Origin of the sequence: Pantoea sp. Cy-640 (assembly GCF_011752635.1) — a bacterium.
In the GTDB taxonomy this organism is placed as follows: Bacteria; Pseudomonadota; Gammaproteobacteria; order Enterobacterales; family Enterobacteriaceae; genus Pantoea; species Pantoea dispersa.
Genome location: NZ_VWXB01000002.1, coordinates 100,065 through 125,379 on the forward strand (window position 1 = coordinate 100,065; position 25,315 = coordinate 125,379).

Here is a 25,315-nt window from a genome sequence, read left to right on the forward strand (position 1 = left end):
ATTCCAATACTAAGATTAGCCTGTTTGATACCCTAAAAGGTATGACTATAAGGCAAAGCCGCGTGATTAAAGATGCCCATTCATCAGATCCACCATCGCCCCGGCATGCGCATCAACGTGGCGAATATAGCGCATCACCGTTTCCGGCTTCTTCCAGGTGCCTTCCTGCATGATCTGCGCGGTGCTGTACTTATTGCTGGCCATGTCGATGGCGGCACCGACCCGGGTGCTATGTCCCGACCAGCCGCGATAGCGATTTTTATTGGGTTGCACGCCGGTACCCGGTCCCGCTTCACGCCAGGCGCGGACGAAAATATCCTCCAGCGCGCGGGTCGAGAGCGGTTTATCGCAGACAATCTGCGCCTGGTTGGCGCGGTGCACCGGGCCAAAAATGAACGCGTCGGGTTCAGCGATCAGCCCGGATGCCACCAGCCATTCGGTCAGACGTTGTGATGAGAGATCGCCGAGTGCCTTAATTAGTCCTCCGGTCATCACAATGGTTTTGGTCCAGGCGACATCAAGAATGATACGGCCATCGGCCGAACGCGAAATATCACGCACCCGCAGGCGGCTCAGTTCACTGATGCGCAACAGCGTGGCGTAAGCCACATGCAAAAATGCCAGATCGCGCTGCTGTTGCAGGCGGTCAGAGCCCGCCCAGCGTTGGTCCAGCTTAAGTAAATCCCGAATGCGAAAGGGGATGGCCTGACCGGCACGTTCACCGGCTATCACCGCGCTGCGATTGATTTTTTTCATGGCCCGGAACACCAGCGGCGAAACATTGGGCGGCACCAGACCGGCGTTACGGTGTAACATGGAAATTAATGCCGCATGAGTCGCGATGGTCGAAGAGGCGCGTCCCGATGCCTGAAGCCACAGCAGGTAATCACGCAGATCGGCAGGATCCATCGGTAAAAATTGCCGGCCATGTTCAGTCGCCCAGCGGCTGCCGATCCGCATAACGCTCAGCAACTGTCGCCACGTGTTATCAGAAAACGCCTCTTTATCACTGACAAATTCTCTCAGGCGTTCAGCAATATCCTCATCAATACTGTTCATCAGGGCCGGGCTGGCGGTGATCCCGGGCAGGGTGTCCGTTTTACTCATTAATTTATGATGTCGCTACGTGAATTCTGTGCATGTAGCAGGGTCATCACCCGCCAGATTTAACGTAGCGGTGCCGGTTTTTTATGCACGATGTGGCGCAGTCACACTGCAGCATGTTAACCAAAGGTGATGATCCTGCGGATCCTGACTTTATATAAGTCTTATTATATGAAGTTACTTTTGTTCAAAAAGATCCATTAATGGACGGATGCCCATGACATCACATGTGGTCAAGAAAGATAATTATTTTGCAGCATAGCCGCGTTGCGGAAGTTTATGCACTGTACAGGCTAATTCCGCACAAATAAATGCCGGTAAGAGTTGCTTTCGGAGGTTCATAATCACAAAAAACACAACATATGGTAGTCGAGAGTAACTGATTGGCACTAAATGTTGTGCAGAGAGGGAAGGGGCAGGGCGTGCGGAAGAATACTGCTTTCTCCGCAAAGGGTGAGAAGGGACGGAAGCAGGCAGGTAAAGAATTGAGTTGGGTCAGGCACGATCAAAAAAGGCTTCCCTTACGGGAAGCCTTTCATGAAAATCTTTCGCTAATACAGACATCGTTGAGTAGGACTGTACGCTCGCATAATTAGAGAACCTGTCTCTGAAAGAGATTATGGAGAAAGTTGACGGATACGTCAAGCACAAATTTTGTTCGGTTCGCATGAGCTACGTATTATAGTATGTAAAACATAAGGAAAGATGGAAATCCCCATGACAATATACGCGATACTCAACTCTATCTCACAACAGAGATTTTCAACGTATCAGACAGCCGTATTTAAAGGCGCTACAGATGAAGAATGTCTGGGCATTTACCTGTGGAATAAACAGTTAGCAAGCGCGTTTCTACCGGCCCTTCAGATACTTGAAGTTTCTCTGAGAAATGCCATTTATCAGGCAAAAATCGAGTATGAAGAGGAAGTCATTGAAAAAAAATTCGCTGCACATGCATGGGCAGCAAAAAAGGCTGCAATTGACCGAAGCTGGTTTATTACCGTCATGACGCAAGCAAACAATTTAGAATCTTACCGTCAGATAAATACAGCCCGAGGAAAAATCACTTACGAGGCTAAGTCTCATAGTCCAGAGAATTACATAGCAAAGCTCACTTTGGGTTTCTGGGTTGCATTAGTTGATAAAGATTTCAGTACACCTAATGCAACCTATCTGACATTGTGGCCTCATCTTCGGGGAAAGGTGTTTCCGAACGCATGCAATAATAAAGGCCAGCCGTTATCTATAAACAGAATTGGAAACGATTTGCGTGATATTAATAAAATACGTAACCGCCTTTCTCATCATGAACCATTATGGCGCAAAAATAGCACATACAATGTATAGCAGGCGATTAATAAAATTGCTAACGATTATAAAAAATGCCTTGATATTATACGTTGGATAAACCCGTCTAATTTAAAGCTTCTTAATATTATTGATAATAATGATAAGGTGCGGGAATTGTGTAACACACATGCTCTCTGGAAAAACAAGCAACTTCCTAACGGCATACCAACACTTCCCCTGAGTGAATCGCCACGGATAATCTAGACACTTCTGAGCCGTTGATAATACTGGTTTTCATATTCAGCCGGAGGCATTTGCTCGCTCGAACCATGCCGACGCTTACTGTTATAAAACATTTCGATGTAATCAAAAATATCGCTGCGGGCTTCTTCCCGCGTTCCGTAGATCTTTTTCTTCATCCGCTCGCGTTTCAATAACTGGAAAAAGCTTTCTGCAACCGCATTATCGTGGCAGTTACCACGACGGCTCATGCTGCCCTCCAGGCCGTGTGATTTCAGGAACGACTGCCACTCATGGCTTGTGTACTGACTGCCCTGATCCGAGTGAACCAGCACCTGTTTTTGGGGATTACGCCGCCATACAGCCATCAGCAGTGCGTTCAGGACAATGTCCTTTGTCATCCGGGATTGCATGGACCAGCCGATAATTTTGCGTGAGAACAGATCAACAACCACGGCAAGATACAGCCAGCCTTCGTGGGTCCTGATGTAGGTTATGTCCGTTACCCAACGCTCATCCGGAGCATCCGGATTGAACTGCCGCTGGAGCCTGTTGGGCGACACGATACTGGCCTCGCCTTTACGTGCCCGCGGGCTCCGGTATCCGACCTGAGCCTTTATCCCGACACGTTTCATCAGCCGCCAGACCCGGTTCACTCCGCACTGTTGCCCGCTGTCCCGCAGATCCAGATGGATCTTGCGATAACCATAGACGCATCCCGATTCCAGCCAGAACTGTTTAATCTGTCCTGTCAGTCTCAGGTCTGCCTGATGGCGTTGTGAATGCGGCTGCTGAAGCCAGGCGTAAAAGCCACTGGGATGAACATCCAGCACCCGACAGAGCAGGCGAACAGGCCAGCAACAGGTGTTGTCACGGATAAAGGCGTACCTCAGTCGGACAGCTTTGCGAAGGACGCCGCGGCTTTTTTTAATATGTCCCGTTCGTCGGTAACCCGCTTCAGCTCTTTCTGGAGACGGCGGATCTCGGCCTGAGCATCTGACTGTTCTTTATTAGTGGAAGATTCCGGACCGTACTTCTTTATCCAGGCGTAAAGGCTGTGGGTGGTGATATCGAGACGTGTTGCAACGCTGGAAACAGAATGACCACGATCAACAACCTGTTTGACTGCTTCAATTTTAAACTCTTCGGGATAACGCTTACCGCTCATGGGCACCTCTCTTTAAGCCATCTTAAATGACTCGGAGGTGTCTGTTAAACCCGTGGCGATTCAGTCAGCGATAAAATCTGAGCCGAACGACAGTTTTGCCGGAACTGTACCGTTAATCTTACCGGTGGAAAGACGCTGTAGTTAGACTGCACGACACGCGTACGCTGCACGTCTTGAACTGACTTTTCAGGCGGTGTTTCCATGAAAAAAGCGATTGCATACCTTCGTTTTTCCTCACTGCAGCAGGCGAAAGGCGACTCAGCCAGGCGCCAGAAAAAACTGATCGGTGAATGGCTCAGCCACAATCCTGACTATTACCTTGATCCTGTTACCTACGAGGACATGGGGCTGAGCGCCTGGCGTGGCCAGCACGCCGTCAGGGGAGCCTTCGCCGTATTTATGGCAGCGGTTGAGCAGGGGCTCATCGAGAGCGGTACGGTACTGCTGATTGAAAGCCTCGACAGACTGTCGCGCGAGAAAATCGGCGATGCCACCGGCCGTCTGCGGGCGTTGCTGGAAGCCGGCATTGACGTCGTCACGCTCAGCGATAATGTTCGATATACCCGCGGTTCGCTGGACGATCCTTTCGCCATTATCAGGGCCATTCTGATTGCCCAGCGGGCGAATGAAGAGAGCGAAATGAAGTCCAGGCGCATGCGCGCCGCATGGGCGGAAAAGCGTAAGGCAGCTGCAGCGGGAACGATTATGACAGCGAAGTGCCCTTACTGGCTGAAGGTTAACGCTGCCCGCGACGGCTTTGACGTGCTGGAAGAGCGCGCAGAGGTAATCCGCTCAGTTTTCCGCATGCGTCTTGAAGGCATGTCCTTTGTCAGGATCAGCTGCGCGCTGAACGCGCAGGGAAAGGAGAATCTGAAGGGGAAGGTATCACAGTGGAACTCTTCATCCATTGAACGACTGGTAAGAAAAAAGGCTGTAATAGGATATCTCGTGCCGTCACATCAGTGCAACGCGACAGAGGCGGAAGAGATACCCGATTACTACCCGCCGATCATGAGCGAAGAGGATTTCGCGCGCGCGCAGCTGATGTACCGGGAACCTGAAAGCCGCAGGGATGGTAATTTTAACCCTTACCTCATCAATATTTTCCGCGGGCTGATGCGGTGCGGCCTCTGCGGTCATGCGGTCATCCTGACCGGAATCTCGGTAAAGGGCTATGGCTACTACGTATGTTCAATGCGCCGGCAGAACCGCTGTGAAGCCGTCACGATACGCCGGGACCTGACCGATCGTTATCTGATAAGTGGTCTGGTGCAGGAGGCATCCGCCACGAGCGGACGCGTTTCAGCTGAAGATACGCTGCGGCCGCTGACGGCGAGGCATCTGCAGCTGACCGGAAGTCTGCACAACATCATCAGGGCGATTGAAGTCGCGCCGGACGTGACTGAACTCTGTGAGCGGGCAAAGAGCCTTTCCGGGGAGATAAGAAGGCTGGAGGGAGAGATGGCCGGCGTCCGACAGATGAAAGACTGCGCTACAGCAACGAACCTGAACCTGCTTGATATCAGCGATCGCCGGATGTGCCAGCTGACGGCACGCAGCCTCATCCCGGAGATCAGGATGCATACCGGGGCAAAAACGTGCGACGTATTTCTGCATAACGGCATGAAAATATATAACTATCCGCTGACCCGCCTGGTTGGCTGGTCATCCATTCTTGATGCTATGGCTTATCTTGAAGAGAAAGAGGTATATATGTAACTGCGGCTCAGGAGTTCAGTAATGCGCAATTATTTATCCCGGTGGGCATCACTGTTCCCGGCTTTGTTCGGGAACACTCTCCCTTACTTCTTCGCCGTCCGTTCAAATTGTAAAGGCGTCACTGTTATCCCGCCCTCACGCAGTACTGTGGATTCCGCATCGGGATAATCCTCTTCCTGATGCCGGCTTAATGACAGCCAATAGTAGTCAAGCGCGCGCGGATCTTGCATTGCGGTCACGCTAATCCCCTTGAGGTAGCCTTTACCCTGACGCGTAAACGTAAACAGGGGATGATCTGCACTGCGCTGCACTGGGAAATTAATGTTCAGGCAGGCTTTTGTGGTGCGGTGATGGAGATTAAGATGACGAATGACATCACTTGCGCTGTCTGCTGCAACCTGCCAGGGGATATGCGCCCGGTCAGTAAAGGCCTGACTCATTGCGAATGAGGGAACCCCCATCAACATGCCTGTCATTGCCGCGCCGACAGTTCCCGAGAACACCGTCTCGATGCCCAGGTTGGCACCGCGATTAACGCCAGATAGGATCAAATCCGGCTGGTTATCACGCATCAGATGGCCAAGGGCCATTGCTACACAATCACCAGGTGTGCCAGTGACTGCGTAGCGTCGGTCATGACGCTGCACCACGCGAAGAGGCTGATGCAGACTTATCGCATGTGAAGTGCCACTTTGATCGTGCACCGGTGCGACCACCCACACTTCTCTTGCCAGAGTTTCGGCGATGTTTCCCAGCACTGCGAGCCCTGGCGCGTCAATACCATCATCATTGGTCAGAAGAATTCGGTCACACAAGTACGCTGGATTTGTCATTTTCCATCCTTATATAGATAACGACTCCTCATACGCTGAGGATTAAGGTAAATTACAGGATAATAATAGCTATATTTATATAGGTAAATGACATGATGTCTACTCGCGATGTCAGTATCCTGCGTAATCAACTCACCAGCCTGTCACGGCGACTCCGGCAGGAATCCCGCAATACTCCCCAGTCCTGGGCGAAAATGCTGATTCTCAGCGCCATTGATCGTTTGGGTGATGGAGTCACCCCCTCTGAACTTGCAGGCGCTGAACAAATGCAGAGTTCCAATCTCGCGACGCTGCTGCGCGTAATGGAGGATGAGCACTTCATTCAGCGCTTGCCTGACAAAAAGGATCGCAGAAAAGTGCGCATCACATTATTACCAGCGGGCAAAGCCGCACTGGCAGACAATCGCCGCGTGCGCGATAAGTGGTTATCTGAAGCGATGCATCATCAACTCACGCCTGATGAGCAAGACATTCTGTTTAAAGCAGGAGAAATTGCAGCGCGTCTGGCGGCGATCAAATAGAGGTGTATTAACCTACAAGCCTCACGCCCACATAGATGAAAATGCTGTTCCGTCCGGCATGGCGATCTACCACAAAAGTGAGACATTGGTTACGTTCCTAAAAATCGGCAATTGACGATAGATTTGCCGTGGGTATTTTCTTAACCTAACAAATGAGCAAATAAAATGATCATGTGAGCAAAATGTAAGACGGGTTTTACCCGACTCACATCACGTCGATCAGCAGTATTGTCTCAACCATTAAGAAGTACGTCTTAGGGGTATTCAATGAAGCGGGACCTTGTTGCCGGTATAGACTCATCCACCCAGTCTTGTACTGTCATGCTGCGCAGTCTGGAAAACGGCGAAGTGGTGGCGCATGCACGCACACTGCATCCACCGACGACGCCACCCTGCAGTGAGCAGGATCCCGAGGCTTGGTGGGAGGCGTTGGTGGGCGCACTTACTGAACTTAAATCGTGGTGGCCACGTATCGCCGGTTTAGCGGTAGGCGGACAGGGACACGGTCTGGTGATGCTGGATAAGCATGATCGCCCATTGCGCCCGGCAAAACTGTGGAATGACACCGAGTCCGCCCCCCAGGCACACGCGTTATGCGCGCAAATCGCGCCGCAGGAATGGGCGCGTCTCACCGGTTCCGTGCCGGGACCTGCCATGACGATTTCCAAGCTGGCATGGACGCAACAGCATCATCCCGGAGTGCTGGAGCAATGCCGCCGCGTCATGCTGCCGTTTGATTATCTGGTCTATCGCCTGAGTGGCAGCTTTGTCTGCGAGCGCGGTGGTGCTTCCGGTACCGGTTACTTCAATCCCTTCACCAACAGCTGGGAGCCTCAACTCGCGGAAATAGTTAATGATCGCATCGATTGGGTCTCCCTCTGGCCGGCCATTATTCCTTCTCATCAGCCGGCAGGCGTGTTGAAGCTGATCCCTGAACTGGAAGGGTTGGCGGGGGCGATTGTCGGGGTCGGCACCGGTGATAATATGTCCGCCGCATTGGGGATGAACCTGAAAGCGGGTGACACCGGTATCTCAATTGGCACCAGCGGGACGCTGTACGGCATATCGAGCACAGGCATCGTTGACAGCAGCGGGATGATCAACGGCTATGCCGATGCCGCCGATCAATTTATCCCAATGATCACCACCCTTAACGCCGCCAAAGTCACTGATGCGTTTCGCAAACTGCTGCGTGTCACCACCGATGAATTTGATAATTTCGCTCTGCGTTCACCGCCGGGTGCCAACGGCCTGCAACTGGTTCCCTGGCTGGACGGCGAGCGCACACCCAATCTGCCGAATGCCACCGGACACCTGCGTGGACTGCGCACCACCACCACGCCAGATGACATGGCACGTGCCGCGGTTGAAGGCGTGCTGTGCGGTTTACTGGCGGGCAGGTTAATCCTCAAACAACAGGGTTTTAAAGACGATGGCCGCATCGTGATTACCGGGGGAGGTGCGAAGTCACGCGCCTACCGCCAGATTCTGGCCGATCTCACCGGCAAAACCGTCTGGATCTCGCCCGTAGGCGAAACCGCGGCTGCTGGGGCAGCTATTCAGGCTGCTGCAGCGGTGCTGGGATGTACCAACGCCGCAATGGCGGAGCGCTGGAGCATCCCCTTTGTATCCGTGGCTGAACCTCAGCAAGACGCGCGCCATGTGCTGGACGCCTACGTAACCTATTCCCAGGCATTATCAGGAGAACTGCAATGAGTTCCATGAGCACCCCCGCCAAAATAAAGCCTCCTAAGCAGCCACTGAAAGTGCCGGCTGAAGCAGGTATCGCCGTTGTCTTCATGCTGGTTATGCTGGGCGGATTTATCGCCACGCCTAACTTCCTTACCGTTTCCAATATGATGGTTTTGCTGCTTAATGGTGCAGTGATCGGCTTTCTCTGTCTGGGGCAATCGTTTGTCTTGCTGACCGGGGGGATCGATCTCTCTTGCGGTTCTATCGTGGCGATGACTTGTGTCGTCGCTGCACTACTGATGGAGAAATTTGGTATTCCCTGGCAACTGGCGGTGCCGATGGTTCTTGCTATAGGTGCGTTCAGTGGACTCATTAATGGCCTGATCATTGAGCGCACCGGCGTCCCGCCATTTATTGTGACCTTTGCCATGATGGGCGTGGCAGCCTCCATCCCGCAGATCATCACCGGTGCGGAATCAATACGAGTGACGCAAATCGGCTACAGCCTGATCGGGCAGTCTAAGCCGCTGGGCATTCCATTCCCTGTGATTGCGCTTCTGCTGGCGATTGTTATCGCGGTGATTTTCCTGCGCCGCACCATTACTGGTACGCATATTTATGCGGTGGGTGGAAACGCTGATGCCGCACGTTTATCGGGCATCAGCATCCCCCGCATTACCTTACTGGTGTATGCGATCTCCGGACTCTGCGCCGCCTGCGGCGGTCTGATTTACGGCTCGCGTCTGATGACGGGCTATCCCACTGCCGGACGCGGTGATGAACTGTTCTTCTCCATTGCGGGCGCCGTGGTGGGGGGCGTCAGCCTGTTTGGCGGCACCGGCAGTATCATAGGTGCAATGATTGGTGCGATGCTGATAGCCGCCATCTCAAATCTGATGAACGTATTGAACGTCAGTGCTTACTGGCAGCCACTGGTCATTGGTCTGATCATCTTGTTTGGCGTGACTTTTGATACCTTGCGCACCTCGAAAAAAATCGTGATCCCTTGGCTCAAAGTCCGCAAATCACGAAAAACAACAACACCCATTTCTTAACCCTGACCTACACCTCTTCAGGAGATAATAATGCCACTCCGTACAACACTCACCGCTGGTGCGGTGGTCGTCGCGCTGTCCCTTACACTGGTGGGCTGTAACCGTGATGTCCCAGAAGGGACCGTGGGCACCCCCCAAAAAACGCTGGGCGTGACGCTGCCGAACTTGACCAATCCCTATTACGTCGCGATGAAAAAAAGTTTTGAAGAAAACGCTGCCGCGCAGGGCATGAACATCAAAATCTCTATCGCCGATAATGACGACGCCAAGCAACTGTCGCAGGTACAGAACTTTATCGAGCAGAAGGTCGATGCCGTGGCGGTCAACTGCGTCTCCTCTGGCCCGTGCGTCTCGATCATCAGCCAGCTCAATCAAGCCAAAATCCCGGCGTTTGCCATCAATATTCTGCCCGATACCGATGGGATGAAGCAGCAGAACGTCACGCTTGTGCAGGGGGTTCAGACCGATCAGCGCGAAGGCGGCAAGCTGATTGGTCAGCAACTGCTGAAAGATATCGGTGAAAACGGTTCAGCCACGGTAGGCATTGTCGGTGAACCGACCTCCATTGCCGCCAATGCGCGCGATGACGGTTTTAAAGAGGCCCTGGCCAGCAACAAGAACATCAAATTCGTTGCACTGGTGAACGGCAAAGTGGAAGAGACCACCTCGTTAAAGGTGACGACCGAAATGCTGCAAGGCCGACCGGAAATTAATGTGGTCTATTCCGACACCGAACCTGCTGCGTTGGGATCCCTGGCCGCTATCCAGCAGTTGGGCGTCAGTGACAAAGTGAAGCTTTATGCCTTTGTCGATAAAGAGGGCGTGAAAGCCGTGCAAAACAACAGTGTCATGAAAGCCGGCGCCATTCAGGAGCCGGTTAAGCTGGCACAACTGCTGGTGCAAAATGCTAAAAAGAGCCTGAATGGCGAGCAGGTGCCCGCCATGATCAATAATCCACCGCTGCTGGTCAACAAAGAGAACGCGGCATCAGTGATCGGTTCAGCGTACTGAGGGAAGCAGAGGGCTAATGAATGAACTATGTGGCGAAGCAGATAAAAATTGGTTTTTCAGGTGTGCAGGTGTTGCACGGTGTGGATTTCAGCGTCAGGCCAGGAAAGATCCATGGGCTGTTTGGCCATAACGGTGCAGGCAAATCGACACTGCTGAAAATACTGGCTGGCGTTGATAAACCCGACAGCGGCACGCTGCTGATTGGTGAAGTGCCAGTGCAACTCGCTTCGCCACGTGAGGCACTAAGCAGTGGTATTGCCTGTGTTTATCAGGAACTGCGCCTGATTCCTGGCATGAGCGTCTGGCAAAACCTGTTCCTTGGGCGCGAACGGCGCAAAAGCAACGGTTTTATGGATGATGCCAGTATGATTGCGCACACGGAAAAAGTGCTGCAGGAGTATCATCTGACGTTTAGCGCCACCGAAAAAGTCAATAACCTGTCGCACCCTGACAAGCAGATGCTGGAAGTGGTGTCTAACCTTGACCGCGAAGCTCGTTTCCTGTTCCTTGATGAACCCACTACCGCGCTGGAAGGCGCGCAAGCGGAGGCGCTGTTACTGGCTGTACAGCGCATCGCGCGGGAAAAGCAGATCGGCGTGGTGTTGGTGTCGCATAAACTGGATGAAGTGCTTGGGGTATGCGATGAAGCCACCGTCATGTGTGGCGGGCGCGTGATTTACAATGAAGGCAAACAAACGCTGAATAAAAGCGCCATCATTGATGCGATTGTCGGCGATGCCGGTGCCTATCAGGCGGCATCCAACAGCCGAAGTATCATCCGGGGTGTGTTGGGAAAACCCTGGTTATCGGTCACCGATCTGCAGACCGATCGGCTGAAAGGGGTCAACCTTGAAGCCTATCGAGGAGAAATTCTGGGCATTTATGGTCTGGCAGGTGCAGGCCGCACCCGTCTGTGCCAAACCCTTTTCGGACTTGAAACAGTCACCGGCGGCACGATCAAACTGGCTTACAAGGATTACCATCCGGTATCCCCTGCAAAAGCTATCGAGCAGGGCATTGCTTATCTGACGGAAGAGCGAAAAAAAGACGGTTTCATTCCGCTGATGACCAGCTATGCCAATGCCACTTTGCCCGTGCTGAAAAAATTTCGTACGGGGATTTTTGTTAGCCACCGTGCCGCTCGCCAGGCAGCGGCAGAATTGCTGAGTAAGATGAACACACTGGGAGCCCTTAATGGCCCGATTAAATCCCTCTCGGGGGGCAACCAACAAAAGGTGCTGCTCGCACGGGTCGTCGCGCAGCATGCCAGCCTGGTATTACTGGATGAACCCACCAAAGGGGTCGATATTGGCGCAAAAGCGGATATTTACCGCATTATTCATCAGCTAGCGGATAAAGGCTGCTGCGTGATTGTGGTGTCCAGCGAAGAAGAAGAACTGCTGGATGTCGCAGATAACGTCACGGTATTCCGGCACGGAACCTGCGATGGCGTGGTGATCCCTGCGCGAGATCTAAACCCCGCCGATCTGCGTAAAGCGGCATGGGAGCATGCTGAAACGGCGATTTAACTGAGTACTTGAATGTTTTTAGGGGCTATTTCGTATGAAAATAGCCCCCTTTTTATTAATCAGTGTTGCTGCAAGACGTAAGGCTGATATTCCCCATCGCTGGGCTGGCTATAGCATCAAAAAGGATGGGGGTAAGGGTAATACGGATGGGATATCGAAGGAAGAGAGCGCCTCCCGGGAAGCGCTCGTGTATGTTACTCAAAGTCGGCGTGGCGTTTGAACATGCTTTCGCTGGTTTCACCCAACTGATTCATCAACTCCAGCACCAGTGCGTCATAAGTGATGAAGCACAACTGCTCAAAAGCCGAACCCATCGGCTGTGAAAACTGACCCAGATTACGATCGTTTTCCGTCTTAACCGTGCCTGGCAGCACCAGCACGCACCTGGCGAGCTTGCCAATTGTTGACTCTTTCTTCATGGTCACCAGCGCCACCTCAACGCCGCTTTCCACAGCTTTTTGCGCCAGACTTTTAAGGCTGCCGGTTTCGCCGCTGCCGGAACCAATAATCAGCAGATCGCCCGGTTCGGTATGCGGTGAAGATATCTCACCCACTACACTCACCGAGAAACCCAGGTGCAACAGACGATTGGCGAAAGCACGGATGGCTATGCCGCTACGGCCCGCGCCCTGCAGAAAGATGTGCCGGGCCTGACGGATTTGAGCGATGAGCTTCAGTGCCTGGCTGTTATCAATCTTCAGCGCATTTTGCTCTAACTCTCTGAGAATACTGATGGTATTTTCCTGAACACCCATTTTCGTCTTTCCCGTCATGCAATGGTACGGCCGCCGTCCATAAGGATGGTTTGCCCCTGAATATAGGAGTTAGATTTATCAGCGAGGAATACCGCCAGGTTGGCCACATCCTCAATGGTCCCCAGACGACGCACAGGGATCTTTTCCAACACCGCATCTAAATCGGCCTGAGTGGGGTAGTTCACGCGCATCATTTCACCGGTATCGATCAAACGTGGGGCAATCGCATTCACGTTCACGCCTTTAGGTCCCAGCTCTTTTGCCAAACCACGGATTAACCCCTCACCACCTGCTTTACTGGCTGGATAACTGACGCCACCGCCCGTGCCCGATAAAGCAGAGCCAGAAGAGATATAGACGATAGATCCCTGATTCGTCAGGAAGTCTGCATAAAACGCTTTGACCGTGGTAAACAGACCCGTGAGATTGATGGAAATTGTTTTATTCCACTCTTCAAAGCTGATGTCTTTGACTTTATTCGCAAAGGCAACACCAGCGTTTAATACCAGAATATCAATGCGCCCAAAGGTTTCGAAAACTTTGTTACGTGCGTCAACCAGCGCCTGAGGATCAGAAACATCGGTTTTCACGAAGAGTGACTTTACACTGCCAAAAGTCAGTTCTTGCGCAGTCTTAATGCCGTTTGCTTCGTTGTAATCAATAATCACTGTATGCGCACCGCGTTCAGCGAATTGTTTCGCGATACCTCTACCAATGCCGTGTGCGCCACCGGTAATTAATGCCACTTTGCCTTCAAATTGACTCATGAGCTTTTTCTCCTGATTTTCGTACGAATGGAGAAGGGTAACTTCCCGCATCGTAGATGTGTAACTTGCTGGCGCACTCATTATTGAGCACGCCATTAACGAAAGGACTGGAATTAATTCATGGCGGCTTTTAGTGCCTGATAGCTTGTTTTAGGGTTGTCATTAAATAAGGCACCGCCAACCACAATTAAGTCCGCACCAGCTTCCTGAACTTTTTTCGCGATGTCCAGATTAACACCGCCATCAACTTCAATCTGAATATTTCGATCCGCAATCATATTTCTGGTGTTTCTGATTTTCTCCAGACTCTTCTCAATGAATATCTGTCCGGGCTGCCCCGGATTGATGGTCATAATCAGTATGTAATCAATATCATCTAATAAATATTCCAGCACACTTTCTGGTGTGCCGGGGTTGATCACCACACCAGCCTTACGCCCGGCCTTTTTGATTTTCTGCAAAATGAAGTGCACATGTGGCGTGGATTCATAATGTACGGAAATCATTTCTGCACCAGTATTGATGACATCGTCAATATGGCGTTCCGGGTTAGCCAGCATCATATGCACATCGAATATCATCTTGCTGGCTTTTTTCATGGCTGAAATTTGATTGGGACCAAATGCAATATTGCTCACATAGGTTCCATCCATTAAATCAACATGGAGTATTTCGGTATTTTCTTCCTCTAAGAAACGAATTTCATCTTGCAGACGTAGAATGTTCGCTCCGAATATTGAAGGTAATATTTGTGCCATGGTAAGCAAACCTCATTATTTAAATTAATGGAATACTGTGCTCAACCAATACGTCAATACTTCCCAGGGCCCGGTTAAAACAAAGTCAGTACCTTGGCCCTGCAAGCCTACGCCCGCCCCGTGTAGGAATTGCGTTGCGCCGGGTGCGACGTAACCACCTAAATACATCACGACAATCGTGAACAGTAAGGTTGAGATAATCGAACGGATAACGTTGCCGTTGCTGGCCATCACGGTCATGGTGCTCATGTAAATAATTGACATCAACACACCAATCGGGAAGATCATCACGCCCGGCAATATCAAGGCAAACAGCATAGTCAGCGGGATGGTAATCACGGTGACCGTTACGGTTGCAGGGTCACCCAACGCCAGTGCGCAGTCCATACCAATATTCAGTTCTGCATCTTTACCCATCTGGCGCTGCATGATCTCTTTGGCACTTTTGCCAATCGGTGAGAGACCTTCCATTAATACGCCTACCACTTTAGGCAGCAGAACCATGACCGCCGCCACTCCCATTGCCATTGGGACAATGGTTGTTACCGGTTGTTTCGTCAGTAATCCCAGCAAGCAACCCACAATAACACCAATGATGGCCGGCTCACCGAATACACCGAGACGTTTCTGCACACTCTCTAAATCGACATCGAGTTTGTTTAGACCGGGAATCACATCAATCACTTTATTCACCAGCCAGGCAAAAGGTAACGTCCAGCCGATATGGATCATGGTGGTACAGGTGGTACCTTCCAGACCGTAATATTTTTGCCAGCGAGGTGCAATCAAATCGCCAATAAAGAGGGCAATCACACTCAGGGCTACGGCAACACCGAAACCAATCCAGAAGCTGTCAAAGATGAAATAAGCCAGTGCGCCAGGCACCAGGAAATGCATGTAGTTCCAGATATCTACGTTCAGCGTTTTGGTTAATTTCAGCCGCACCAACAGCAGGTTAAGGATAATACCGACAGGCACCACAAGGGCCGCAAAAGGTGCAACCCACGCAGCGGCCCCTACCGCTGGCCAGCCAATGTCGGCCACGGTAAATCCGCTGCCCATTTTCGAGTAATAGGCAATTGCAGGTGCTAATGAGGTGCTGAGCAGATTAACCACTAAGCCAAGACCGATAAATCCGATACCGACCATAATACCGGATTTAATCGCCGCACCGATTTTCATGCGGAAAACTAGGCCTAATATGAAGATGACAAGTGGTAGGATGGCAGTCGCCCCCATGCTTGTTATCGTCAGCATTATGTGTTTTAACATGTCCATCTTGTCATCCCCAGTTATTTTTTATTATTAGTTTTTTGAAAGCTCAGTTAATAAATCCCCCAGTTTTTTACGTAACGCACCTTCATTAATTCCGGTGATAAAACCCGCTACGCTCATATGAGGTTTTCCGATTTCTCCTTTATAGTTATTAGTAGTGAGTACTACATCGGCATGCTGCAATTCAGAGGGCAATTCTGACATGCTGCATTTGTTGACTTTGTAAGAGGTGATGCCATATTCAGCACACACCGACTTCACTTCATCAGCGGCAAGAGTTGAAGTGGCAACGCCGCTTCCGCAGGCTACAAGAATATTAATCATCATTATGCTCCGGTACGCTTATGGCAGGATGGTTGAAATAAACAGCGATTTGGCTTCTTCAGAAGGAAGCTCAAGTAAATTATGGTAGAACGCTTCGCTTTGTAGATTGTTGAATAAGGCTTTCAGCAACTGCAACTGATTAGCCGGATCGGTCACTACTAGATTAATCACCAGACTTACCGGCAATTGTTCATCACCGTCTGCCTGATTAACCAGCACCGGCTGCGGCAAGCGAATGATATAAATGGACGGTCTATTGGCATGATCCGCATCACAATGCGGGATAGCCACAGCATAACCCTCAAGCTGGATCCCGGTGGGGTACAGGGCTTCACGCTCACGCAGAGCTCCCAGGTAGGTTGCTTTCACAATTCCTTCAGCACTGAGTTTTTCATGGATGTGCTGAAGCACGTCATCGTAATTCTGGAACGCCGCACCATCCGCAACATTGATCGTTACTGTACTCACCAACTTCTCCTCAATTCATTTTTTTGCTCAGGTGAGCAAAACATAAAATCATATGAGCATATATATCACAGCAATTTTTCCTGCAAATGAGCAGCGTGCAAAAGTTTTAGCTCGATCACATAAAATATCATTAGAGCAATCTAATTTTTGCTCATATGAGCAAAACCAGCAGTGGCTGTATCCTGACCTAAAGATTAAGCAATTGATTTAAATGCAAATAATTAAAATACAGATTTAGATTGTATGGATGACACAGCAGGTCGAGTTTAAAATATGAGCCGAACAGGAAGAGAGGGCGCATTCGCGCCCCTGAAATGAGTAGAAATATCAGCCGTTAACGAGCTTAACCGCTGTGTCGAAGTCGGTGATCAGCACATCCAGCAGACCGGATTTCAGCGATGCAACGATACCTTCATATTTTTGCTCGCCACCGGCAACACCAATCACGGTTTTTGTCTTCCGCAACTGCTCCGTGGAGATCCCAAAGCCCAGACGATTCATAGGGCTATCAAGAATCTCACCCTTACTATTCACCAGCGTAATACACACATCCGCCGCAATGTCGTCCTCGAACAGCGGTGTCTGCCAGGACTCCGGGAAGATATCGCACAGGCTGGATGATCCGGTTTTCCACGCACCAATACCGGTGATCACCACATCGAGCTGCGAATAGAATTGTTGAGTATCCACCACCGCAGGATCGCTGGCCAGTTTTTCAGCCAGACTTTCATCGTCTACCCACATCGGGACATACATAGGGTGGGCTTTGCCCTGGGAAATGGCAGATAAACGATGAATGAGGTCAATCGGCCCCTGGCTAAACTCAATGCCGGGATGTACGCCGGACAATTGCACCACGTCAAGTGGGGGCAGGCTGTTCAAATGGCTGACCGTACTGGATAGCACGCGCCCCCAGGCGATACCCACCTTCATTCCTTCAGTCAGATTATCGCTGAGGTAGTTAGCTGTGATACCGCCAAGTTTGTCGTTGAGCTGCTCCTGGCTGTCCCACGATTCTGAAACAGAGAGCACGACCGCCTTTTCCAGCCCGTATTTTTCACACAAATTAAAGGCGATCTCTTCATCCAGCATCTGTTGTTTAGGAAAAAGAAATTTCACATATTCTTGTTCAATCGCTTCATCGATTAGACGCGCAGCCTTGAAGCGTGAAATCTCAAGTTCCTCGGCGATTTCAGTTTTCGTCTTCATCTCAACAAAATAACGTCTGACCACAAGAGAATAGATATAACGGGGATCGTAAGCCGACCAGCGGCTGTTCTTTCTGCGTTTCGACATCGCACATTCCATCTTTAATCAGAGACAACACCAGTTTCAGTAAACTGATTCCCTGCAAAATATCTCAAAAGAGTACTATTTAACTTGCTCTTTTGATATGAAGATATCGGCTATAACTGACAAATATGTGATATCAAACACTTTTATTTAACGCCAAGCTGAGATTACAGCACTCCTGACAGGTGTGTGACTGCACACCGGCAAAGGACCTGAACCAGCTGGATATCAGCGTTCGTCGGACATGCCAGCTGACAGCACGCAGCCTCATCCGCGAGATCCGGATGCATACCGGGACAATAACGTGCGACGTATTTCTTAACAACGGCATGAAAATATACAACTTTCCGCTGGCCCGACGGGTTAGGGGGGATTCATACTTGATGCGATGGCTTACCATGTAGAGGAAGAGGTTCATACCAAAGAAAGGCGCAGGCGCTAATAACCAGCCACATTATTGCTGCAGAGAGCACAGTTTCACGCAAAACGCTCCCCTGTTGGGGTTTTCGCTTTCTACCTTGTCTGCATTTTGAGACTCAGCAATAGTCACTCACGGCATCTGCTGCCGGAAATCAGTCGAACTGCTTCATCAGATCGATCATTGCCCCTGCATGCGCGTCAACGTGGCGGATATAACGCATCACCGTTTCCGGTTTTTTCCAGGTTCCTTCCTGCATGATCTGCGCGGTACTGTATTTTTTCGTGGCCATATCGATGGCGGCGCCGACCCGCGCACTGTGACCTGACCAGGCGCGGTAGCGGTTCTTGTTTGGCCGCACACTGCCGGCGTCGCCGGCATCCAGCCAGGCGCGGGCAAAGATATCCTCCAGTGCCCGGGCGGAAAGCGGCTTTTCAGTCGCAGCGACTGCCCGGTTCGAGCGGTGAACCGGACCGAAGATGAAGGCGTCAGGTTCGCCGGCCAGCCCCGAAAGCGTCAGCCATTCCGTAAGGCGCTGCGAGGAGAGGTCGCCCAGGGCCTTGATAAGCCCCCCGGTCATCACAATGGTTTTGGTCCACGCCACATCCAGGATAACCCGGCCGTCTGCCGCGCGCGAGATGTCACGCACCCGCAGGCGGCCAAGCTCGCTGATACGCAGCAGGGTGGAGTAGGCCACGTGCAGAAACGCCAGGTCGCGCCTCTGCTGCAGGCGATCGGAGATTGACCAGCTCGCATCGAGCGAGAGCAGGTTGTGAAGCCGGAAGGGAATGGCCTGACCGGCACGCTCGCCAGCGATGACAGCGGTGCGGTTAATCTTTTTGACCGCCCGGAATACCTGTGGCGATGCATTGGGCGGAATCAGACCGGCGTTACGGTGTAACATTGAAATGAGCGCGGCGTGCGTGCTGATGGTGGAAGAGGCGCGTCCGGACGCCTGCAGCCACAGCAGGTAATCGCGCAGATCGGACGGCGCCATCGGCAGCAGCGCCCGGCCGTGCTCTGCCGCCCAGCGGCCGGCAATGCGCATTACGCTGAGCAGCTGCTGCCACGTGTTGTCCGAGAAGGCTTCCCGATCGCTGACGAACTCGCGCAGCCGCCCGGTGATGTCGCCGTCCTCCGGGCCGTTCAGGCCCGGCAGGAGTGCCGTATGTGTCATGTTTCCGCCGATTATCCACCTGGCGTCGCTACGTGAATTCTGAGAAGAAAGCAGGGGCTTACCCCTGCAGAATTCATGCAGCGCTGCCGCATTTTTGTTCGTTCTGGCCCCGAGCAGGCCGGATCATCATCATACCCGGATCCTCGGGAGGATCCCAGCGTCATATAATGCCAATTATATGAAGTCAGCTATTCTAACCGCTGAAAATCTGGATAGACAGTGGTAAAGGGGATGGAAAACGGTGATGGTGAAGTTTTTTCACCTGACAATCGCGCCGTCAGCTGACAGGCTAAGGGTTGCCAGCTCAATGGTTCAGATTAGCGCCTGATTTTGCAGGTTTTTTGCCCAACCTTTGCTTACCTATCCTCTGCGCGAGTCTGGTGCAGGCAACATGAAGTTAGCTCATCTTGCTTTGAAATTTAATCACTTTTCCTCACGCAGGGACTCTGGCATAACTAAGGTCATGTTAAATATTTTCGACAATATGACCACTGCTGAATTTGCAAACCTGTAAACGTTTTGAGAACTCCGGTGAAGGAGAGAACAGCGTCAGGTTGCAAGCAGAAATCAGGATGCCCGCTCGCGATGAAAAATGATTTTACCTTTAGTATAAAAAGCACGCGCTTCGATGAGAATTACAATCCCTCCAAAGATACGCGCATTACCACCAATTTTGCCAACCTGGCGCGCGGCAGCAATCGTGAAGAGAATCTGCGCAACGCGCTGATCATGATGAACAACCGTTTCAATTCGCTGGCGAACTGGGACAACCCGAAAGGCGATCGTTATGCGATTGAACTGGATATCATTTCTGTGGAAATGAATCTGGGTGCAGGCGGCGAGGGCAAAAGCTTTCCGGCGATTGAGATCCTGAAAACCAATATTGTTGATAAAAAAACCAGTGAGCGCATTGAAGGCATCACCGGCAACAATTTTTCTTCATACGTGCGTGATTATGATTTCAGCGTTCTGCTGTCCGAGCATAATAAAGGCCGTTCCGGTTTCAGTATTCCGGATGACTTCGGCGTGCTGCACGGCAATATTTTCCGCCATTTTGTCAACTCAGAGACGTATAAAGCCAACTTCCGCAAAGCGCCGGTCATTTGCCTCAGCGTCTCCAGCAAAAATATCTACCGTCGTACCGGTAACCAGCATCCGGTGCTGGGCATTGAGTATCAGCAAAATGAATCTTCATTGACCGATCTCTATTTCGCCAAAATGGGACTCAGGGCGCGCTATTTCATGCCGGCCAACAGCGTGGCGCCGTTCGCCTTCTACTTCGCCGGTGATTTGCTCAGTGATTACAGTAATCTGGAGCTGATCAGCACCATCAGTACCATGGAAACCTTCCAGAAAATTTACCGCCCGGAGATTTACAATGCGAACTCACCGGCGGGCATTGAATATCAGCCAGACCTGTATCATCAGGATCACTCGCTGACCAAAATTGTTTACGATCGCGAAGAGCGTACCCGCCTGGCGATTGAGCAGGGTAAATTTACCGAAGAGCAGTTTATTAAGCCTTACCACAGCATTCTGAAACAGTGGTCTGATCATTTCGCTCTTTGATTAACGAATAAATAAGGTTATTGATTAATGAAAACATTATTACCGACGTCAACGGCTGGCAGCTTACCAAAACCTTCCTGGCTGGCACAGCCAGAGACATTATGGTCGCCGTGGAAATTGCAGGGCGATGAGCTGATTCAGGGCAAACAGGATGCACTGCGTTTATGTCTGGACGACCAGCAGCAGGCCGGTATTGATATCGTCAGCGACGGCGAGCAAACGCGCCAGCACTTCGTTACCACCTTTATCGAACACCTCAACGGCGTTGACTTTGAAAATCGCAAAACGGTGCGCATCCGTAATCGTTATGATGCCAGCGTACCCGGCGTGGTGGGCGAAGTGAGCCGGCAGAAACCGGTCTTTGTCGATGATGCCAAATACCTGCGTCAGCTGACGCAGCGTCCAATTAAATGGGCGCTGCCGGGCCCGATGACCATGATCGACACGCTGTATGACGATCACTATAAAAGCCGTGAGAAGCTGGCGTGGGAATTCGCTAAAATTCTCAATCAGGAAGCGCGCGAATTAGAAGCCGCTGGCGTTGATATTATTCAGTTTGACGAACCCGCCTTTAACGTCTTTTTCGACGAGGTGAATGACTGGGGTATTGCCGCCTTAGAACGCGCCATCGAAGGGCTTAAATGTGAGACCGCGGTGCATATTTGCTACGGCTACGGCATCAAAGCCAACACCGACTGGAAGAAAACGCTGGGTACCGAGTGGCGCCAGTATGAGGAGATCTTCCCTAAACTGCAGAGTTCCGGTATCGATATCGTTTCGCTGGAGTGTCAGAACTCACGCGTGCCGATGGATCTGATTGAACTGATTCGCGGTAAAAAAGTCATGGTTGGCGCGATTGATGTCGCTACCAACACCATCGAAACAGCGGAAGAAGTGGCTGCCACGCTGCGTAAAGCGCTGCAGTTTGTAGATGCCGATAAACTCTATCCAAGCACCAACTGTGGCATGACGCCGCTGTCGCGTCATGTGGCTTACGGCAAGCTGCAGGCATTAAGTGCCGGCGCAGAGATTGTGCGCAAAGAACTGCAGGGCTAATGCACCAGCAATAAATACGGCGGTCGCTGGCCGCCGTATCATCACACCTCCGCCAGCGTTGCGCTCAGGGAATCACACCGTCCTGACGGAATTGCCGGAACAAACTCATAAACATCTCGTCCGTTGCCCGACCGTGCTGAAAGCCCGCGCGGCGTATTTTACTGCCATCTCCGAACATGTCGTAATCCCAGCTAAAAACGAATATAGAACAACACGAGCTGCGGATTGTCAGTCTGGATGTACCTACCTCATGGCAGGCGCTGTCAGATAAAGACTGATCACAGGCCGACCCGATTACCCGAGCCGTGATAAACGCCGTCAATAATATGCTTATCGACCTGATGACCTCAATGTCGCATAAGGATTTGCTGAGCCGCCGTCAGCGGCAAAAACAGGGAATTGAAGGAATATACCGGGGCAAACAGGCCCATTAGGCGCGGCACCAGAAAGTCCTGTACTACTAGCAGGTCAAAAAACTCAGTATCCGGAAAACACCAGATGCAACAGGTTACAGCCCTTCGCAAACCTGCCGTATTCAGGCGTTGTACAGGCAACCTGAAGCCGAAGATTTTGGTTAAGTCATGATTGAGGTATGATGCGCTGACTTAATAACCACTTCATTCATGAGGGATTATGGCAACGGGATTTTTTCTGTATCACCTGGATAAAACCACCTGTGGAGGACGGATCCTTTCCGGTGCGTCTGACGACACCTACGAAATCGGTGGCATTGTGCGGCAGCAGGTCAGGGAGGGCGACCCGGTGACGTGCGGGAAGCATGAGGGGCGCTTCCGGGTGTGCGGCGGCACTGGGGACACCTATGAGGTGGGCGGAGAGCTGAAAGAGTGGGCGGGTTCGCTGGACAGCTACAGCTCCTGCCCGTGCCGCGCCCGTTTTATTCCGTCAGTCCAGACGCACACCTACGAGCGCGACAGCAACGCCGGACGGGTAGCCGAACGGGCCGAGACCGCGAGGAAAAAAGCGCAGGAGTCAGAGCCTGAACAGCGAGCGCAGGCCGCGAAGAAGAAACGGGAAATTACGCTGACCATCGGCGTGTTCTTTGATGGCACAGGCAACAATGCGAATAACAGCGGTGATCGTCAGGCCGCCTGTTCCGGTGAACATTACGGGATGAATGATGCTGATGCTGGATCTGCGTATTCCCAGTGCGTGAGACTAAAACGTGGCTACAGCGGCACTGCTGCAGGGAGCTATATCGGTTACTACAGCAACGTACACTGGTTGAATACATTGTATAGACAGGATATCAGGCCCGATACAGGAGCCGGTCAGTACGCTATTTATATCGAGGGTATCGGTACGGAAGACGGAGCTGGCGACAGCACTTACGGAATGGGAACAGGCCGGGGCGATACTGGCGTAGTGAGAAAAACCGATAAAGCAGTTGCAGCACTGGCTTCCGGTATTCAGGGTTATTTACTCCAGCATGCCAACACCAGTTCCTGCACCATTAAAGAGCTGCAGTTTGATATTTTTGGCTTCAGCCGGGGAGCAGCGGCGGCGCGCCACTTTGCCAATCGGGTGTTCAGCCAGGATCACGCCATTATCACGGCGATTAAAGCAGGTCTGAATGTTATTGAGTTTTCCGGGACGCCCGGAGGAAAAACCCGCTTTGTGGGTATATTCGATACCGTAGCCGCCATCGGGACACCAGTTAACGGCCTCAACCCGCACAGCGCCGACACCGGGGATGTCAATCTGGTGCTGCGTCCGGGCGTGGCAGACAAAGTGTTCCATATCACCGCCCAGCACGAATGCCGCTTTAACTTCGCGCTGAATAGCGTAAAACCGGCGTGGCCGGAGCTGGCGCTGCCCGGTGCACACTCCGACATTGGTGGTGGCTACAACCCCGACGAACAAGAAGCATACTTTCTTACCCGACCAGAGTTTGAAACCGTCCCTCACTCCACCCCTGATACGGAAACCCGGATTTATCGGCAGGCCTGCGCGCAGCTTACAGCACTCGACGGCTATCCGGCGATAGCGCCCTTGTTGAATGCGGTAGAGGTGAATGTTGCTACCTGGTATGACGACAGAATGCCCGCCGACCGTTACGGAACGCTACAGAAACGTAGCGGTGCCGCACTGGTTATCGACCGTCCGACGCGTAACGACTGGTCGAAGGTGGTATTGCGGGTGATGCTCGATGCGGCGCAGGATGCCGGGGTGTTGTTTGATCCTATCCGAGATACAAATGCAGAATTAAAACTCCGGCCAGAACTGAATAGCTTGTGTGAAAAAGCGATTGTAATGGGCCGTGCCATAAGGAGAGGGCAACCTGCCCCCGGCTTTACCACGCCAGAAATTCTGATGCTGGCCGAAAAATATATTCACTGCTCAGCCAACTGGAATAGCGTGGTGAGAGACGGCCAGGGGAGTATCAGCGGTGCAGTCAAACCAGCGAAGCTGGTAACGTTCACCAACCGGCCAGACGAGCGCTGGCAACGTACAGTTTATGATATGGACGGGAATAAAATATGGAAATAATCCGTGCAGCCTGGTTTTTTCCGTTGCTGATTCTGACGGCCTGTCAGGGGAAATCTTTGTCCGACACCGCCGCGCAAAGCAATGTACCGGCAGAGTGGACTTTTAACTTTTTCACACCTAAAGCGTTGCCAGCAGTGGTGACGTTTGCCGCTATTCTTGATTCTGATGGAAAGGACTATCGCTTTAACACGCTGAACAGTACGCCCGACCTGCCCGATGTTATCGGCGAGTGGAACGACAAAGACCGTGCGCCTGGTGGCTACTGGAATCACGTTAAACGGCCTCCCAGACATATTATTTTTTGCTGGGACTCGATTATCGATAAAAAAGTGTATGAAACTCACCTGACGATCCCTAAACCTGTACTGGAGAAAATGCTCAGGCCGAGTGAGTACAGGGATTATCGGGGAAGAACTGCGTATTACGACAGAGTACAAATTGGTCTGGCTCCGGAGGGGAAAGTGGTAGTCTGGTTACAGGGAAGTGGTTCTGAGCCTAATTATCGCGTCACCCCGTCAGTCCTGAAAACCGTATCAGGGGATAAATTAGATATTTGCAAAGGGATAACCAAGAGTGATTTTTCTTATGGGTATGACAAAGATATAAAAGATTTTATCAAAGGGAAAAAATATCCTTACGGTAGTTGGTAAGAAACCTATTTACCCCTGAAGGATCTTCCCAGGATCCTTTGGGGTTTGGTGGTCAATTTTTAGTCTTAACGTACAATATTTTCCGTTTCCTAAACTGAACCCTTTACGTCATCTATCCCGACGGTCGCTTTATTT

The 25,315-nt window shown here is 51.5% G+C and carries 22 protein-coding genes and 2 pseudogenes; 12 read left to right on the forward strand and 12 right to left on the reverse strand.

Features of this window, described 5'->3' with window-relative positions; genetic code table 11:
• Positions 1-66 precede the first annotated feature (66 nt).
• Positions 67-1,107 carry a tyrosine-type recombinase/integrase gene (locus tag F3J36_RS05985; protein WP_166719191.1) on the reverse strand — a complete coding sequence of 347 codons (1,041 nt, stop codon included), beginning with the start codon at positions 1,105-1,107 and terminating at the stop codon, positions 67-69.
• Between the two features lie 702 nt (positions 1,108-1,809).
• Here F3J36_RS05985 and F3J36_RS05990 point away from each other — a divergent pair.
• Complete coding sequence (locus tag F3J36_RS05990) at positions 1,810-2,451, forward strand: Abi family protein (RefSeq protein WP_247653142.1); 642 nt, start codon at positions 1,810-1,812, stop codon at positions 2,449-2,451.
• A 203-nt stretch (positions 2,452-2,654) separates the two neighbouring features.
• Here the strand turns inward: F3J36_RS05990 and F3J36_RS05995 are convergent.
• Positions 2,655-3,802 (reverse strand): IS3 family transposase gene (locus F3J36_RS05995; RefSeq protein WP_166719192.1). Its coding sequence is split into 2 segments (ribosomal slippage): positions 2,655-3,565 and positions 3,565-3,802, totalling 1,149 coding nucleotides; the frame shifts between segments, so codons are not numbered across the junction.
• Between the two features lie 201 nt (positions 3,803-4,003).
• Between F3J36_RS05995 and F3J36_RS06000 the strand changes: the two genes are divergently transcribed.
• Positions 4,004-5,521 carry a recombinase family protein gene (locus tag F3J36_RS06000; RefSeq protein WP_166719193.1) on the forward strand — a complete coding sequence of 506 codons (1,518 nt, stop codon included), beginning with the start codon at positions 4,004-4,006 and terminating at the stop codon, positions 5,519-5,521.
• An 83-nt stretch (positions 5,522-5,604) separates the two neighbouring features.
• Here the strand turns inward: F3J36_RS06000 and surE are convergent, their stop codons facing one another.
• Positions 5,605-6,354, reverse strand: a complete 750-nt coding sequence (gene surE / locus F3J36_RS06005; protein WP_166719194.1) for a 5'/3'-nucleotidase SurE — start codon at positions 6,352-6,354, stop codon at positions 5,605-5,607.
• 92 nt (positions 6,355-6,446) lie between these two features.
• Here surE and F3J36_RS06010 point away from each other — a divergent pair, with 92 nt between their 5' ends.
• From F3J36_RS06010 to F3J36_RS06030, 5 genes are all read left to right on the forward strand, one after another.
• Positions 6,447-6,875 (forward strand): MarR family winged helix-turn-helix transcriptional regulator, encoded by a 429-nt coding sequence (locus F3J36_RS06010; RefSeq protein ID WP_247653143.1) that lies wholly within the window; start codon positions 6,447-6,449, stop codon positions 6,873-6,875.
• A 267-nt stretch (positions 6,876-7,142) separates the two neighbouring features.
• Positions 7,143-8,591, forward strand: coding sequence for a xylulokinase (xylB, locus tag F3J36_RS06015; protein ID WP_088517586.1), 1,449 nt, complete (start codon positions 7,143-7,145; stop codon positions 8,589-8,591).
• On the forward strand, positions 8,588-9,622 hold the full coding sequence (locus F3J36_RS06020) for an ABC transporter permease (RefSeq protein ID WP_088517587.1): 1,035 nt from the start codon (positions 8,588-8,590) through the stop codon (positions 9,620-9,622). The genes xylB and F3J36_RS06020 overlap by 4 nt, the downstream gene beginning before the upstream one ends.
• Before the next feature lie 30 nt (positions 9,623-9,652).
• On the forward strand, positions 9,653-10,633 hold the full coding sequence (locus F3J36_RS06025; protein WP_088517588.1) for a substrate-binding domain-containing protein: 981 nt from the start codon (positions 9,653-9,655) through the stop codon (positions 10,631-10,633).
• A gap of 20 nt (positions 10,634-10,653) precedes the next feature.
• Positions 10,654-12,162: a sugar ABC transporter ATP-binding protein gene (locus F3J36_RS06030; protein WP_166719195.1), complete on the forward strand. Its 1,509-nt coding sequence runs from the start codon at positions 10,654-10,656 to the stop codon at positions 12,160-12,162.
• A gap of 194 nt (positions 12,163-12,356) precedes the next feature.
• On the opposite strand, the gene hxlB is transcribed toward F3J36_RS06030, so the two are convergent.
• From hxlB to F3J36_RS06070, 8 genes are all read right to left on the reverse strand, one after another.
• Positions 12,357-12,917, reverse strand: a complete 561-nt coding sequence (gene hxlB / locus F3J36_RS06035; protein ID WP_088517590.1) for a 6-phospho-3-hexuloisomerase — start codon at positions 12,915-12,917, stop codon at positions 12,357-12,359.
• Positions 12,918-12,931: 14 nt separating this feature from the next.
• Entirely contained in the window at positions 12,932-13,684 is a 753-nt protein-coding gene (locus tag F3J36_RS06040) for an SDR family NAD(P)-dependent oxidoreductase (protein WP_088517591.1), read from the reverse strand.
• 113 nt (positions 13,685-13,797) lie between these two features.
• The gene (gene rpe / locus F3J36_RS06045; protein WP_088517592.1) at positions 13,798-14,442 is read right to left on the reverse strand and encodes a ribulose-phosphate 3-epimerase; all 645 of its coding nucleotides are present in this window, start codon (positions 14,440-14,442) and stop codon (positions 13,798-13,800) included.
• A 24-nt stretch (positions 14,443-14,466) separates the two neighbouring features.
• The gene (locus tag F3J36_RS06050; RefSeq protein WP_166719196.1) at positions 14,467-15,720 is read right to left on the reverse strand and encodes a PTS transporter subunit IIC; all 1,254 of its coding nucleotides are present in this window, start codon (positions 15,718-15,720) and stop codon (positions 14,467-14,469) included.
• A gap of 27 nt (positions 15,721-15,747) precedes the next feature.
• Complete coding sequence (locus tag F3J36_RS06055) at positions 15,748-16,041, reverse strand: PTS sugar transporter subunit IIB (protein WP_088517594.1); 294 nt, start codon at positions 16,039-16,041, stop codon at positions 15,748-15,750.
• 18 nt (positions 16,042-16,059) lie between these two features.
• Positions 16,060-16,509, reverse strand: a complete 450-nt coding sequence (gatA, locus tag F3J36_RS06060) for a PTS galactitol transporter subunit IIA (protein WP_088517595.1) — start codon at positions 16,507-16,509, stop codon at positions 16,060-16,062.
• 327 nt (positions 16,510-16,836) lie between these two features.
• Positions 16,837-17,805: a sugar-binding transcriptional regulator gene (locus tag F3J36_RS06065; protein WP_088517596.1), complete on the reverse strand. Its 969-nt coding sequence runs from the start codon at positions 17,803-17,805 to the stop codon at positions 16,837-16,839.
• Between the two features lie 569 nt (positions 17,806-18,374).
• Positions 18,375-19,397 carry a tyrosine-type recombinase/integrase gene (locus F3J36_RS06070; RefSeq protein WP_088517597.1) on the reverse strand — a complete coding sequence of 341 codons (1,023 nt, stop codon included), beginning with the start codon at positions 19,395-19,397 and terminating at the stop codon, positions 18,375-18,377.
• Between the two features lie 585 nt (positions 19,398-19,982).
• Between F3J36_RS06070 and F3J36_RS06075 the strand changes: the two genes are divergently transcribed.
• Together F3J36_RS06075 and F3J36_RS06080 are read left to right on the forward strand one after the other, a co-directional pair.
• On the forward strand, positions 19,983-20,966 hold the full coding sequence (locus tag F3J36_RS06075) for a DUF1852 domain-containing protein (RefSeq protein WP_058776344.1): 984 nt from the start codon (positions 19,983-19,985) through the stop codon (positions 20,964-20,966).
• 27 nt (positions 20,967-20,993) lie between these two features.
• Complete coding sequence (locus tag F3J36_RS06080; RefSeq protein ID WP_166719197.1) at positions 20,994-22,022, forward strand: methionine synthase; 1,029 nt, start codon at positions 20,994-20,996, stop codon at positions 22,020-22,022.
• Between the two features lie 64 nt (positions 22,023-22,086).
• Here the strand turns inward: F3J36_RS06080 and F3J36_RS24155 are convergent.
• A pseudogene (locus F3J36_RS24155) lies at positions 22,087-22,224 on the reverse strand (NAD-dependent dehydratase); the annotation flags it as partial.
• Between F3J36_RS24155 and F3J36_RS24065 the strand changes: the two are divergent.
• From F3J36_RS24065 to F3J36_RS06095, 3 genes and pseudogenes are all read left to right on the forward strand, one after another.
• Positions 22,214-22,600: pseudogene (locus F3J36_RS24065) on the forward strand (resolvase); the annotation flags it as partial. The pseudogenes F3J36_RS24155 and F3J36_RS24065 sit on opposite strands and share 11 nt — an antisense overlap.
• 55 nt (positions 22,601-22,655) lie before the next feature.
• Positions 22,656-24,530, forward strand: a complete 1,875-nt coding sequence (locus tag F3J36_RS06090; protein WP_166719198.1) for a phospholipase effector Tle1 domain-containing protein — start codon at positions 22,656-22,658, stop codon at positions 24,528-24,530.
• Positions 24,521-25,180, forward strand: a complete 660-nt coding sequence (locus tag F3J36_RS06095) for a DUF2931 family protein (protein WP_166719199.1) — start codon at positions 24,521-24,523, stop codon at positions 25,178-25,180. Before F3J36_RS06090 ends, F3J36_RS06095 begins: the two co-directional genes overlap by 10 nt.
• Positions 25,181-25,315: the final 135 nt, after the last annotated feature.

Excerpts from the sequence above, each read along its gene's own strand:
- F3J36_RS05985 (WP_166719191.1), bottom strand. The coding sequence starts at position 1,107 with ATGAGTAAAACGGACACCCTGCCCGGGATCACCGCCAGCCCGGCCCTG.
- F3J36_RS05990 (WP_247653142.1), top strand. The coding sequence starts at position 1,810 with ATGGAAATCCCCATGACAATATACGCGATACTCAACTCTATCTCACAA.
- F3J36_RS06000 (WP_166719193.1), top strand. The coding sequence starts at position 4,004 with ATGAAAAAAGCGATTGCATACCTTCGTTTTTCCTCACTGCAGCAGGCG.
- surE (WP_166719194.1), bottom strand. The coding sequence starts at position 6,354 with ATGACAAATCCAGCGTACTTGTGTGACCGAATTCTTCTGACCAATGAT.
- F3J36_RS06010 (WP_247653143.1), top strand. The coding sequence starts at position 6,447 with ATGATGTCTACTCGCGATGTCAGTATCCTGCGTAATCAACTCACCAGC.
- xylB (WP_088517586.1), top strand. The coding sequence starts at position 7,143 with ATGAAGCGGGACCTTGTTGCCGGTATAGACTCATCCACCCAGTCTTGT.
- F3J36_RS06020 (WP_088517587.1), top strand. The coding sequence starts at position 8,588 with ATGAGTTCCATGAGCACCCCCGCCAAAATAAAGCCTCCTAAGCAGCCA.
- F3J36_RS06025 (WP_088517588.1), top strand. The coding sequence starts at position 9,653 with ATGCCACTCCGTACAACACTCACCGCTGGTGCGGTGGTCGTCGCGCTG.
- F3J36_RS06030 (WP_166719195.1), top strand. The coding sequence starts at position 10,654 with ATGAACTATGTGGCGAAGCAGATAAAAATTGGTTTTTCAGGTGTGCAG.
- hxlB (WP_088517590.1), bottom strand. The coding sequence starts at position 12,917 with ATGGGTGTTCAGGAAAATACCATCAGTATTCTCAGAGAGTTAGAGCAA.
- F3J36_RS06040 (WP_088517591.1), bottom strand. The coding sequence starts at position 13,684 with ATGAGTCAATTTGAAGGCAAAGTGGCATTAATTACCGGTGGCGCACAC.
- rpe (WP_088517592.1), bottom strand. The coding sequence starts at position 14,442 with ATGGCACAAATATTACCTTCAATATTCGGAGCGAACATTCTACGTCTG.
- F3J36_RS06050 (WP_166719196.1), bottom strand. The coding sequence starts at position 15,720 with ATGGACATGTTAAAACACATAATGCTGACGATAACAAGCATGGGGGCG.
- F3J36_RS06055 (WP_088517594.1), bottom strand. The coding sequence starts at position 16,041 with ATGATTAATATTCTTGTAGCCTGCGGAAGCGGCGTTGCCACTTCAACT.
- F3J36_RS06065 (WP_088517596.1), bottom strand. The coding sequence starts at position 17,805 with ATGTCGAAACGCAGAAAGAACAGCCGCTGGTCGGCTTACGATCCCCGT.
- F3J36_RS06070 (WP_088517597.1), bottom strand. The coding sequence starts at position 19,397 with ATGACACATACGGCACTCCTGCCGGGCCTGAACGGCCCGGAGGACGGC.
- F3J36_RS06075 (WP_058776344.1), top strand. The coding sequence starts at position 19,983 with ATGAAAAATGATTTTACCTTTAGTATAAAAAGCACGCGCTTCGATGAG.
- F3J36_RS06080 (WP_166719197.1), top strand. The coding sequence starts at position 20,994 with ATGAAAACATTATTACCGACGTCAACGGCTGGCAGCTTACCAAAACCT.
- F3J36_RS06090 (WP_166719198.1), top strand. The coding sequence starts at position 22,656 with ATGGCAACGGGATTTTTTCTGTATCACCTGGATAAAACCACCTGTGGA.
- F3J36_RS06095 (WP_166719199.1), top strand. The coding sequence starts at position 24,521 with ATGGAAATAATCCGTGCAGCCTGGTTTTTTCCGTTGCTGATTCTGACG.